The 12,363-nt window shown below is 70.2% G+C and carries 10 protein-coding genes; 7 read left to right on the forward strand and 3 right to left on the reverse strand.

The annotated features are described in order from the left end of the window. A partial coding sequence (gene miaB / locus GT354_RS28045) for a tRNA (N6-isopentenyl adenosine(37)-C2)-methylthiotransferase MiaB (protein WP_161359163.1) occupies positions 1–1,402 on the reverse strand: 1,402 nt, incomplete at its 3' end. A 38-nt stretch (positions 1,403–1,440) separates the two neighbouring features. Between miaB and GT354_RS28050 the strand changes: the two genes are divergently transcribed. Beyond that, a complete protein-coding gene (locus GT354_RS28050; protein ID WP_346012205.1) occupies positions 1,441–2,469 on the forward strand; it encodes a TAXI family TRAP transporter solute-binding subunit in 1,029 nt (342 codons plus the stop codon). 211 nt (positions 2,470–2,680) lie between these two features. Next, entirely contained in the window at positions 2,681–4,597 is a 1,917-nt protein-coding gene (locus GT354_RS28055; RefSeq protein ID WP_161359164.1) for a bifunctional serine/threonine-protein kinase/glutamate ABC transporter substrate-binding protein, read from the forward strand. 21 nt (positions 4,598–4,618) lie between these two features. On the opposite strand, the gene GT354_RS28060 is transcribed toward GT354_RS28055, so the two are convergent. Both GT354_RS28060 and GT354_RS28065 read right to left on the reverse strand, forming a co-directional pair. Next, positions 4,619–6,034, reverse strand: coding sequence for a HAMP domain-containing sensor histidine kinase (locus GT354_RS28060; RefSeq protein ID WP_161359165.1), 1,416 nt, complete (start codon positions 6,032–6,034; stop codon positions 4,619–4,621). Positions 6,035–6,070: 36 nt separating this feature from the next. Further along, complete coding sequence (locus tag GT354_RS28065) at positions 6,071–6,748, reverse strand: response regulator transcription factor (RefSeq protein WP_161359166.1); 678 nt, start codon at positions 6,746–6,748, stop codon at positions 6,071–6,073. Positions 6,749–6,973: 225 nt separating this feature from the next. Between GT354_RS28065 and GT354_RS28070 the strand changes: the two genes are divergently transcribed. From GT354_RS28070 to GT354_RS28090, 5 genes are all read left to right on the forward strand, one after another. Further along, positions 6,974–7,750: an amino acid ABC transporter ATP-binding protein gene (locus GT354_RS28070; protein ID WP_161359185.1), complete on the forward strand. Its 777-nt coding sequence runs from the start codon at positions 6,974–6,976 to the stop codon at positions 7,748–7,750. Positions 7,751–7,857: 107 nt separating this feature from the next. Beyond that, the gene (locus GT354_RS28075) at positions 7,858–8,808 is read left to right on the forward strand and encodes a glutamate ABC transporter substrate-binding protein (RefSeq protein ID WP_161359167.1); all 951 of its coding nucleotides are present in this window, start codon (positions 7,858–7,860) and stop codon (positions 8,806–8,808) included. 146 nt (positions 8,809–8,954) lie between these two features. Beyond that, on the forward strand, positions 8,955–9,602 hold the full coding sequence (locus GT354_RS28080) for an amino acid ABC transporter permease (RefSeq protein ID WP_161359168.1): 648 nt from the start codon (positions 8,955–8,957) through the stop codon (positions 9,600–9,602). Then, a complete protein-coding gene (locus GT354_RS28085) occupies positions 9,599–10,513 on the forward strand; it encodes an amino acid ABC transporter permease (RefSeq protein ID WP_161359169.1) in 915 nt (304 codons plus the stop codon). Before GT354_RS28080 ends, GT354_RS28085 begins: the two co-directional genes overlap by 4 nt. Before the next feature lie 139 nt (positions 10,514–10,652). Continuing rightward, positions 10,653–12,359, forward strand: a complete 1,707-nt coding sequence (locus GT354_RS28090; protein WP_161359170.1) for an FAD-dependent monooxygenase — start codon at positions 10,653–10,655, stop codon at positions 12,357–12,359. Positions 12,360–12,363: the final 4 nt, after the last annotated feature.

Raw genomic sequence — 12,363 nt, forward strand, 5'->3', positions numbered from 1 at the left:
GGGGCGCCGCGGCGGGGGCGGCGTTGCGCCGCTCCCACGCGTCGCCCGCGACGGTCCGCCGGATCGCAAGGGTCGGCTTTTCGGCGAGCAGGTGGTGCGGTGCGGCGTAGGTGATCTCGACGGAGACCATGTCGCCGGGCCGCACGCCCTCGGCGGGGCGCTCGAAGTGCACGAGCCGGTTGTCGGGGGCGCGCCCCGACAGTCGCGCGGTGTCGTGGTCCTTGCGGCCCTCGCCCTCGGCGACCAGGACCTCCAGCGTGCGACCGACCTGCTTGCGGTTCTCGCTCCAGGAGATCTCCTCCTGAAGCTTGAGCAGCCGCTGATAGCGCTCGGTCACGACCTCCTTGGGCACCTGGCCGTCCATCGTGGCGGCCGGGGTGCCGGGGCGCTTGGAGTACTGGAACGTGAACGCGGCCGCGAAGCGGGCCTCGCGCACGACGTGCAGGGTCTGCTCGAAGTCCTCGTCGGTCTCGCCGGGGAAGCCCACGATGATGTCGGTGGAGATCGCCGCGTCGGGCATCGCGGCCCGCACCCGCTCGATGATCCCGAGGTACTTGTCCTGGCGGTACGAGCGGCGCATCGCGCGCAGCATCGCGTCGGAGCCGGACTGCAACGGCATGTGCAGCTGGTGCATGACGTTGGGCGTCTGCGCCATCGCGGCGATCACGTCGTCGGTGAAGTCGCGCGGGTGCGGCGACGTGAAGCGCACGCGCTCCAGACCCTCGATGCGTCCGCACGAGCGCAGCAGCTTCGAGAACGCCTCGCGGTCGCCCATGTCGGAGCCGTACGCGTTGACGTTCTGACCGAGCAGGGTGACCTCGATCACACCTTCGCCGACCAGTGTCTCGATCTCGGCGAGCACGTCGCCGGGGCGACGGTCCTTCTCCTTGCCGCGCAGCGCGGGCACGATGCAGAAGGTGCACGTGTTGTTGCAGCCCACCGAGATCGCGACCCACGCGGCGTACGCCGACTCGCGGCGGGTGGGCAACGTCGAGGGGAAGACGTCGAGCGACTCCAGGATCTCGACCTGGGCCTCCTGCTCGATCCTGGCCCGCTCCAGCAGCACCGGCAACGAGCCCACGTTGTGGGTGCCGAAGACCACGTCGACCCACGGCGCCTTGCGCACGATGGTGTCGCGGTCCTTTTGCGCGAGGCAGCCGCCGACGGCGATCTGCATCCCGGGGCGTTCGGCCTTCGCGGGCGCCAGGTGGCCCAGGTTGCCGTAGAGCTTGTTGTCCGCGTTCTCCCGCACGGCGCACGTGTTGAAGACGACGACGTCGGCCGTCTCGCCCGCGGATGCGCGGACATAGCCCGCGTCCTCCAGGAGACCGGACAGCCGCTCGGAGTCGTGGACGTTCATCTGGCACCCGTAGGTGCGGACCTCGTAGCTTCGCGCACTCATATCAAGCGACAGGGTACGGGGTTTGCTTCCCGCTGTGCGTGGGCCTCCTCCATGGCAATATCGCCGCCGTGCCCTCCCTGTCGTTCGTCCCCGTTTCCGTACGCGACGCTTTCGCGCAACGGCCCCGTATCGTGCGCGCCGCTCTCGTGGCGCTCGTGGCACTGTGCCTGGTCGTGACGTACGCGGTGCTCACGCGCGAGGACGAGCCGACGCCTGGCGGGCCGGTGTCGCTGGCCACGGGGGTGCCGACGGGGGTGTACCACCGCTACGGCGAGTTGCTGCGGCCGAGGCTGTCGGCCGACCTGAAGGTGCGGGTGACGGTGGACCCCAGCGGGGGCTCGGTGGAAAACCTGCGGCGGGTCACGGACGGTACGGCCACGTTCGGGATCGCGACCGCCGACGCGGTGGCCGACGTCCCGGCTCGCGATCGCGACCGGTTGCGGGCGGTGGCACGGCTGTACGACGACTACATCCAGTTGGTCGTGCCGAGCCGGTCCCCGGTGACCCAGATCGCCGATCTGCGGGGGCGACGCGTGGTGGTGGGCTCGCCGGGGTCCGGCGTCGAGCTGATCACGCGGCGGTTGCTGCGCGAGGTGGGCATGGACCTCGAGCGCGACATCGTGCCGATCCGGATCGGGGTCGGGGAGGCGACCGACCGCCTGCGCGACGGGTCCGTGGACGCCTTCTTCTGGTCCGGTGGGCTGCCCACGGGCGCGGTGGCCGAGCTCGCCGCGGGGTGGCCGGTGCGGCTGGTCAAGCTCGGCTACCTCGCGGGCGCCATGCGCGACGAGTACGGGCCGGTGTACCGCGAGGCCGTGGTGCCGGCCGACGCGTATCCCGGGGGAGCCGAGACGCCGACCATCGCGGTGCCCAATCTGTTGGTCACGACGGCTTCGCGAGACGACGAGCTGGTCCGGCGGGTGACCGAAACGGTGATGGAAAACCGCGAGGCGATCGGGCGCGAGGTGCACGCCGCCCAGTTGGTCGACCCCAGGACGGCGATCTTCACCGATCCGTTGCCTCTGCACGCGGGGGCTCGCCGGTGGTACAGATCGGTCAAACCGTGATCGCGCAGATCGTGATGCACAGAGCGTCGCGCGAAGCGGCCCCGATGGCACATGCTGGGTTCGTGTCATCGTGTTCGGGACCGACATCTACGCTCTGCGCATCAGGCCGGGACGTGACGCGGCCCCCGAAACGACTCTGTGAGCCGACCGGGGGGAAGGCCGCACACATGGTCCGGGAGGCCCGCTTGCTCGGGAGGAGGGTGCGACCGCGGTGTCCGAGGGGGAGATCGGCCGAATACTGAACAATCGCTACCGCTTGAGCCGCAGCCTCGGCCGAGGCGGCATGGGCGAGGTGTGGCTGGCCGTCGACACCGCCCTGGGTCGCGAAGTCGCGGTCAAGGAGCTGCTGCTGCCGACGTCCCTGGACGCGAGTTCGCAACGCTCCTGGCTGGAGCGCAGCAAGCGCGAGGCGAGCGCCGCGGCGCGCATTCGCCACGAGAACGTGGTGACGGTTCACGACGTCTTCGAAGAGGACGGTCTGCCCTGGATCGTCATGGAATTGGTGATTTCGCGCTCGCTGGCCGACGTGATCCGCGCGGAGGGTCGGCTCGACCACGCCGAGGCGGCGCGCATCGGCCTGGACGTGCTGCGCGCGCTGCGTGCCGCGCACGCCAAGGGCGTGCTGCACCGTGACGTCAAGCCCGCCAACGTGCTGCTCGGCACCGACGGTCGAGTCGTGCTCACCGACTTCGGGATCGCGACGTTCGTCGACGCGCCGCAGGTCACCCAGTTCGGCGAGTTGCTCGGGACCCCCGGCTACCTCGCGCCCGAACGCGCCGAACAGTTCGCCCGCGCTCGGCCGAGCGTGCTCACCGACGACACGTCGGGCGAATGCCCGACCGCCGAGCAGTCGGACGCGCTCGACCCGGCCTCCGACCTGTGGTCGCTCGGCGCGACCTTGTACGAGATGGTCGAGGGCGTCGCGCCGTTTCGTCGGGCCTCCCCCGTGGAGGTCGTCGACGCGGTGGTCAACGCGCCGCCCGCGCCGCCGCGCCACGCGGGCCCGCTGGAGCCGGTCATCATGGGGTTGCTGCGCAAGGACCCGATCCGGCGGCTCGACGCCAAGGAGACCGACGCGCTGCTCGCCGGCGTCGTGCAGGACTCGGTACCGGTCACGTGGGGCGGCGATCCGTTGCCGCGGCGCGAGCGTGACGAGGCGGCCGAGGCGACCTTCGCGGGTGAGCCGCCCGGCGAGGACGCCCCGAGCAAGGCGCCGGGCACCGGCAAGGGCCGCTGGTGGCGGCGGACCCGGGTCGCGCTGCCCGCCACACTGGCGTTCGTCCTGGTCGCCGCTGGCGCGTCGTGGCTGGCCGTGGAGAACAACCGGGCCGAGGGCGGCACCCACGCGGCGCCCGACCCGCAGGCGAGCCTGCGCAAGAACTCGCCGACGTATCGGGCCATGGAGGCCCGCGGCCGGGTGATCATCGGCGTCAAGCCGGACCAGCCCGGCTGGAGCGTGCGCACCGACGACCAGGCGTATCAGGGCTTCGACGACGACGTGGCCCGGATGATCGCGGAGGACCTCGGGTTCAAGGACCGCGTCACGTTCATGGACGTGGAGACCCAGAACCGCGAGTATCGGATCACCAGCGGTCAGGTCGACCTGGTGGTCGCGAGCTACACGATCAACGAGGCACGCTCGCAGAAGGTCTCGTTCGCGGGCCCGTACTTCATCGCCGGGCAGGACCTGCTCGTGCGCCGGGACGAGGCCGGCGTGGACGGTCCCGAGGACCTCGCGGGCAGCGCGGTGTGTGTCGTGCGCGAGTCGACGTCGGCGTCCCGGATCCGGGCCGAGTTCCCGAACATGCACGTCGAGGAGCGTGGCAAGTATTCCGAGTGCGTCGACGAACTCCTGGCCGGAAAAGTGCGCGGGGTCAGCACCGACGACGCGATCCTGTCCGGATTCGTGGCGCAACACCCGGGGAAGCTGCGGATCCTGGGACGGCCGTTCTCCGACGAGCCGTACGGCGTGGGCCTGAGCAAGGGTGACGTCGCCCTCGCGCAGGCCGTCTGTGGCGCCCTGGAGCGACACATCGCCAACGGCGACTGGCAACGCGCGTACGACACCCGGCTGCGTCCGCTCGGGCTGCCTCAGCCGCGCGCGCCGCAGTGTCGGGTGAGCGAGTAGGCCGGCGCGTTCGCGAGCGCCTCAGTCGGCGCGTGGCACGGTCAGGACGACCGTCAGGCCGCCGCCCTCGCGCGCGGTGAAGTCCACGGCGCCGTCGCCGGCTTCGAGCAGCGTGCGCGCGATCGACAGGCCCAGGCCGGAGCCGTCCACGTTCTGGTGCCGCGGGCTGCGCCAGAACCGGTCGCCCACCCGGCGCATCTCCTCGAAGGTCAGGCCCGGGCCGCGGTCGCTGACCCGGATCTCGATCCGGTCGCCGAGCGCCGAGCAGCCGACCGTGACCGTGCTGCCGAGCGGCGCGAACTTCAGGGCGTTGTCCAGGATCGCGTCGAGCGCGCTGCCGAGCGTGACCGGGTCGACGTTGCCGGTCAGCGCCGACGGGCCCTCCTGCTCGAAGCACTGGTCGCGCGAGCGGGCCAACGCCTGCCACGCGTCGATGCGTTCGTGGACGAGAGCCGCGACGTCGACCGCGCGCGCGGACGGGCGCGCGTTCTCGGCCAACGCCAACTCCAGGAGTTCGTCCAGCACATGGGTGAGCCGACGTCCCTCGTCGCGCACGCCGTCGAGCGTGTCGCCGTGCCCCGGCGGCAACGAAAGACCCAGTTCCTCGATCCGCAACAACAGCGCGGACAGCGGGTTGCGCAGTTGGTGCGAGGCGTCCGCGGCGAACGCGCGCTGCTGCTCGACGACGGTCTCGACGTGGTCGGCCATCTCGTTGAACGACCCGGCCAGTCGCCGCAGTTCGGGCGGCCCCTGGGCGCCGGCCACTCGCGCGCCGAGCCGTCCGGTGGCTATCTCGTGGGTCACCGAGTCGAGCACGCGAACCGGGCGCAGCACCCATCCCGTGAGCCGGTTCGCGAGCAGCAACGCGGCGAGCACCGCGACCACCTCGCCGGCCGCCAGGATCAACCAGTCCTGTTGGACGCGCGAACGCATCCGCCCGGTGGGCGAGTCGGTGACCACGACCGCGACCACGTCGCCGCGGTGGATCACCGGCGCGGCGACGACGAGCCGCCCGCGCTGCCACGGCCACACCTGCCCGGGGTCGTCGCTGCGCCGCCCGGCGAGCGCGGCCGTGAAGGCCGCCGAACGGGGGTCGACCCGAAATCCGATGTGCGAGACGGCGATCGGCTGGCCGAGCCGGTCGAAGGCGCCGACGCGGATGCCGTACACGTCCTCGTAGCGGGAGAGTTCCGAGCTCAGCATGTCCAAGTCGGCCGGGTCCGGTCCCGGGGTCAGCCCGGAGTCGTCCTGGGCGCGCACGGTGTCGGAGACCACGGTGAGTTGCGTGTCGGACACGAAGCGGGTGATGTCGTCGACCCGGTCGCGGATCACGCCCTGCTGGTGGGCGGACGCGCGCGAGATCGCCAACGGGATGCCCAGTGCGATGAGCACCGCGGTCATCAGGGTCAGGAGCAACGCGAGCAGGCGGGTACGCACAGGAGCTGGTGACGATCCGTCAGGAGGCCGGTGGGATCAGGCTTCGGGAACGACACGGTAGCCGACGCCGCGCACCGTCTCGACGATCGCGGGGTTGCCGAGCTTGGAACGCAGCGACGCGACGTGCACCTCGAGCGTGCGGTTGTTGCCGGCCCAGCTGGTGTGCCACACCTCGCTGATGATCTGTTCGCGCCGAAAGACCACGCCCGGACGCTGCGCGAGGAGCGCGAGCAGGTCGAACTCCTTGCGGGTGAGCACGACGTCGGTGCCGCCGACGGTGACTCGTCTGGTGGCGGGGTCGAGCACGATGCCGTCGGGTCCCTTGGCCGATGCGGTCGACTCGGGGGCGGGGCCGTCGCTGCGGGTGCGCCGGCCCACGGCGTGTATTCGGGCCAGGAGTTCGCCGATGTCGTAGGGCTTGGTGACGTAGTCGTCGGCGCCCAGGTTGAGCCCGTGTATGCGCGACCTGATGTCGGCTCGGGCGGTGACCATGATGACCGGTACGTCGCACAGACGCCGGATGCGGCTGCACACCTCGAAGCCGTCGTGGTCGGGCAGCGACAGGTCCAACAGCACGACGTCGGGCAGGTCGTCGATGGCGGCGAGCGCCTCCTCCCCCGTGGTGGCATGCCGCACGGTGAACCCGTGCCGGCCCAGCACGGCGCGCAGTGGCGCGGCGACGCGCAGATCATCCTCGACGAGCAGGAGGCGCACGTGGTTCCTCACATCTGACGGTCCGTTACCGACTCTTAACCTCAGGACAACCTCAAGTTCGATGCCCTGGGGGGTGCTGCCTGAATTAGTGTCACGCACCACCCGGCACCGCCGGGAGACCTCGAACCCACCTGCCACCCGGTCGTGCAAGAAGATACGGGACGACTCTGGACGGAGCCCGCCATCGTGACGACGGATGCCTCTGAGACCACACCGAAGCCGCCGGTGTTCGCGAAGAGCGACAGCACCGCAAACGCGCCGCAGGGTGAGCCTCTCGTCGTGCTGACGAGTGTCAACAAGCACTTCGGTGCGTTGCACGTACTGCAGGACATCGACCTGACCATCCACCAGGGTGAGGTCGTCGTCGTGATCGGTCCGTCCGGATCGGGCAAGTCGACGCTGTGCCGCACGATCAACCGCCTGGAGGCGATCGACGCGGGAACCATCACCATCGACGGCAAGCAGTTGCCGCAGGAGGGCCGCGAACTGGCCCGGCTGCGCTCGGACGTGGGCATGGTCTTCCAGTCGTTCAACCTGTTCGCGCACAAGACGGTGCTGCAGAACGTGACCCTGGGCCCGCTCAAGGTCCGTCGCGAGAAGGCGGACGTCGTCAACCGGCGCGCGCAGGAGCTGCTCGACCGGGTCGGCGTGGGCAGTCAGGCGGACAAGTACCCCGCCCAGCTCTCCGGCGGTCAGCAACAGCGAGTGGCCATCGCCCGCGCGCTGGCCATGGAGCCCAAGGTGATGCTCTTCGACGAGCCGACCTCGGCGCTGGACCCGGAGATGATCAACGAGGTTCTCGAGGTCATGCGCGACCTTGCCCGCGAGGGCATGACGATGGTCGTGGTGACGCACGAGATGGGCTTCGCGCGCTCCGCCGCGAACCGCGTGATCTTCATGGCCGACGGCCGCATCGTCGAGGAGAACACTCCCGAGGAGTTCTTCAGCAACCCGCGCAGCGACCGGGCCAGGGACTTCCTGTCCAAGATCCTGCACCACTGAGCGATTTCACCGCTCGGTCTCGCAACGCCCTTGGTCGGAACGCCCTTTGTTCGGACCGCAGTCGATTTGTCGTCAGCCACGCTCCCTCATCTCCAAGGACGTTGATCATGAAGATGCGCAAGACTGTCGCCGCCGCCGGTATCACCGTGCTCGCCCTGTTCGGCACCGCGTGCGGCAAGGACGGTTCGCCGGAGGCGAAGAACCCGGGCGGCACCACCGGCGGCGCTCCGGGCGCCCCGGGCGGGACCGGTGCCGCCAAGCCCGAACTGCCCACGTACACCCCCAAGCAGGGCGTCGCGCTGGCCGGCTCGAAGACGTTCGAGAACGCGACCAAGCGCGGCAAGCTCGTCGTCGGCGCGAAGGAGGATCAGCCCTTCCTCGGGTCGAAGGATCCGGCCACCGGCAAGTACTCCGGCTTCGACATCGAGATAGCCAAGATGATCGCCGCGGAACTGGGCTTCGGCCCCGACAAGATCGAGTTCAAGGCGATCGCGTCGACCAACCGTGAAAACGCGCTCGTCAACGGCGACATCGACTACTACGTCGGCACCTACAGCATCACCGACAAGCGCAAGGAGCAGGTCTCCTTCGCGGGTCCGTACTACATCGCCGGCCAGTCGCTGCTCGTGCGCAAGAACGAGAGCGCGATCACCGGCAAGGACACCATCAAGGGCAAGACGGTCTGTTCCGCGAAGGGTTCGACCCCGCTGCAGAACCTCCAGACCAACTTCCCCGACACCACCACGCGCGTCTTCGACACGTACTCGCTGTGCGTCGAGGCGCTGCTGTCCAACCAGGTCGACGCGGTCTCCACCGACGACGCGATCCTCAAGGGCTACGCGGCCAAGGACCCGGCCGCGCTCAAGATCGCCGGCGAGCCGTTCACCACCGAGAACTACGGCGTGGGCCTGAACAAGGACGACGCGGTCTTTCGCGGCGCGGTGAGCGACGCACTGGACGCGCACGAGAAGAACGGCGACTGGAAGAAGGCGTACGACGCGACGCTGGGCCTGTCCGGCAGCGCCGCCCCGGCTGTCCCGGCGCTCGTCCGCTACTGACGCACGAGATCGACCGGCCCGGGAGCGCCCCGGGCCGGTCGGTGCTCGGCCTCCCGTCCCCGTCGCACCGCACGTCCGGGGGTACGGGCCGGCTTCACCACCCCTGCCCCTGAACCCACGATCACGGAGAGGAGGACTCGATCACGATGTTCGAAGTTGTCCAGGACAACTGGGATCTCTTGCAGGACGGATTCGTCGGCACGCTGAAGCTGACGCTCGTCTGTGGAATCGTGTCGCTTCTGCTCGGCACGTTGATAGCCGCGTGTCGCGTCTCGCCGGTGCCCCCACTGCGCTGGTTCGGCACCGCCTACGTCATGATTTTCCGCAACACCCCGCTGACGCTGATCTTCTTCTTCGTCGCCCTCGGTTTCCCGAAGCTGCGGTTCAACCTGTCGTACTTCGAGTTCGCGATCATCGCACTCAGCACGTACACCGCCGCCTTCATCTGCGAGGCGATCCGCTCGGGTATCAACACCGTGCCGATCGGCCAGGCCGAGGCCGCTCGCAGCCTGGGTATGTCCTTCACCCAGACCCTCGGCCAGATCGTGCTGCCGCAGGCCGGCCGCGCCGCGGTCCCGCCGATCGGCAGTCTGTTGATCGCCATGGTCCGCAACTCGGCGATCGCGAGCGCGTTCAACGTCACCGAACTCATGGGCACGAGCGCGCAGATGGTCGAGAACGGCTACAAGTCGCTGTGGGTGCTGACCTGGATCGCCATCGGCTACCTCGTCATCACGTTGTCGATGAGCGCGGCACTGGCCGCCCTCGAAAAGAAGCTGGCGGTGGTCCGATGAGCCGCGAAGCGAGCGTCCTGTTCGACGTTCCCGGTCCCAAGGCGCGCATGCGCAACCTGATCGTCGGGATCGTCGGCACCCTGGCCCTGGCCGGGTTCGTGATCTTCGTGATCGTGCGTTTCAACGAGACCGGTCAGTTCGAGTCGGCGAAGTGGGACCCGTTCCAGTACTCCGGGGTCCAGCAGTTCATCCTCGACGGCCTCAAGGCCACCCTGAAGGCGTTCGCCTACGCGGCGGTGCTGTCCATCCTGCTCGGCGCCCTGCTCGCCGCCGGTCGGCTCTCCGATCACGCGCCGGTGCGTTGGGCCGCCACCGCGTTCGTGACGTTCTTTCGCGCGATGCCGCTGCTCGTCCTGATCTTCATGCTCTACCTGATCCCCGGCAGCATGGGCTGGTGGAAGTGGGACCCGCTGTGGCCGCTGGTCGTGGGTCTGACCGTCTACAACGGCACGGTGCAGGCGGAGAACATCCGCGCCGGCATCCTGGCCGTGCCCAAGGGCCAGAGCGAGGCCGCGTACGCCCTGGGTATGCGCAAGACCCAGGTGATGACGATGATCCTGGTGCCACAGGGCATCCGGACCATGCTGCCGACGATCATCAGCCAGGTCGTGGTGACCCTCAAGGACACCTCGCTCGGCTTCCTGATCACCTACCCGGAGTTGCTCGCGGCGGCCAAGCTGATCGGCGGCTACCAGGACTACAACATGCCGTTCATCCCGGTCACCCTGATCATCGGTGCCATCTACATCTCGATGTGCATGATCCTGTCGGCGTTCGCGACCTGGCTGGAGCGTCGCCTGCGCACGTCCCGCAAGGGCAAGCCGCCGGCCGCGCCCGCGCAGGCCGACATGGGCGGCGGATACGGCCGTAGTACCGCCACCCTGCCCGCGGCGGTGGGACCGAGCGCCTGACGCCTCGTCAGCACAGCACCACCATCGGCCGACGCCCCGCGGTGACCACCACCCGCGGGGCGTCGCTTTGTCGTCGAGTCCCCTCGGTGCCGGATGATGGGCAACGAGTACGACAAGTCTTGCAACTTGGGGGGTCACGATGGCGGGCAACGCTCCGCGCGCGGACTCGGTGATCATCGCGGGCGCCGGGCCCGCCGGACTGGCCGCGGCGCTGGCCCTGGCCGGGCGTGGGGTGCGCTCGGTCCTGGTGGACTCGGGCAACGGCACGCCGCGCGCGGGCTCGCGCGCGTGCGGCCTGGACGCGGCCATGTTGGCCTTCGTCTACGACCTGACCGGCACCCGGCTCGACGGCGCCGCCGAGCCGTGGAGCGTGCAGCGGATACGCCGCCGCGACCGCGACGTGCCACAGACGGTCGCCGAACCCGAGACGCCCGTGCGCTACGGGCTCTCCCAGCAGCGGCTGGAGCGCGCGCTGTTGGACGCGGTACACGCGAGCCCGTTGGTGACCACCGCGTGGCGACACCGGATCGAGGGTGTCCAACAGGACGAGACCTCGGTCACACTGCTCGCGCGCGGGCCGGGCGGGCCGGTCAAGTGGCGCGCCCCGTGGCTCGTCGCGTGCGACGGGGCCCGGTCCGGGGTGCGCCGCGCCCTTGATGTGCGCTTCCCGGGCCGCCCGCGGGTGGACCGGCTGCTGTGCGCGGACGTGAAGGTACACCTGCCGCGCCGGATCGGCGCGACCTCGCTGGTGCCGCCCGACCCCTCGCTCGCCGACGAGCCCGAGTCGCCCGACGAGAGCGGTCCGGCCACCCCGTGGCTGTTCGTCGACCCGCCCTTCCACCGGGGCGGCACCGTGCTGGCCCAGCCGCTTCCGGACGACGTGTGGCGACTGACCTGGCAACTCCCGATGGTGCACGGCATCGCGAAGGCCGCCGAGGCGACCCGGGTGATCCAGGTGACCGGCGACCTCGCCGACCCCAAGCGGGTGGCCGCGCGGGTGCGCACCGTGCTGCGCTCGCTGGACTCGCTGTCGTCGGGATCCGCGTCGAGCGAGGGACCCGCCCACGACCTGCTGTGGAGCGGTGAGTACGAGGTTCACCAGCGGCTCGCCCGGCGCTTTCGGGTCGGGCGCGTCCTGCTCGCCGGAGACGCCGCGCACCTGGTTCACCCGTCCGCCGCCGACGCGGTCGAACTCGGTCTGCAGGACGTCCGCAACCTGGCCTGGAAACTCGCCTTCACACTGCGCGGGTACGCCCCGATACGGCTGTTGGAGACGTATCACGGCGAGCGCCGCGGCGCCGCCAGGCGCCGACTCGCGCTCGGCGAGGAGGCGCTGCATTTCCTCGCCCCGGCGAGCCCCGCGCAAAAGGTGGGTCGCCGGCTGACCCTGATGGGCGCCCGCGGCAAGGGCACCACCCTGCGCCGTCTGGATCCGCGCGGTCCGGCGGCGGCCGGCTCGCGTCCCGACTACACGGGCTCGCCGCTGTTGACCCCGGGCCCCGGGGTCGGCGAGTGGATCGAGGACGTCCCCGTCGTGCGCGCCGACGGCGCGGAGGGCTGGCTGACCGAGTGCCTGGACCGCGGCCTGGTCCTGCTGCTGATCGCCCCCGGCATACAGGTGTGGCACGGTGACCGGTGGCGCGAGGCGGGCCTGATGCCCCGCCTGCGCGCCCGCCTGGACAAGCTGGCCGCTCCGGCCGAACTCGTGGTCACCTCGGAATACCCGGGCGCGGTCGCCCACACGCTCCTGCTGATCCGCCCCGACGGCTATGTCGCCGCACATCTGCCGCCGGAGCGGTTGGACGTCCTGGAGGAGACGATCGATCGAGCCAGGGGCGCCAAGTGAGCCC

This window comes from Streptomyces sp. SID3343, from assembly GCF_009865215.1.
Classification (GTDB): domain Bacteria; phylum Actinomycetota; class Actinomycetes; order Streptomycetales; family Streptomycetaceae; genus Embleya.

Excerpts from the sequence above, each read along its gene's own strand:
- GT354_RS28080 (WP_161359168.1), top strand. The coding sequence starts at position 8,955 with ATGTTCGAAGTTGTCCAGGACAACTGGGATCTCTTGCAGGACGGATTC.
- GT354_RS28085 (WP_161359169.1), top strand. The coding sequence starts at position 9,599 with ATGAGCCGCGAAGCGAGCGTCCTGTTCGACGTTCCCGGTCCCAAGGCG.
- GT354_RS28090 (WP_161359170.1), top strand. The coding sequence starts at position 10,653 with ATGGCGGGCAACGCTCCGCGCGCGGACTCGGTGATCATCGCGGGCGCC.
- GT354_RS28075 (WP_161359167.1), top strand. The coding sequence starts at position 7,858 with ATGAAGATGCGCAAGACTGTCGCCGCCGCCGGTATCACCGTGCTCGCC.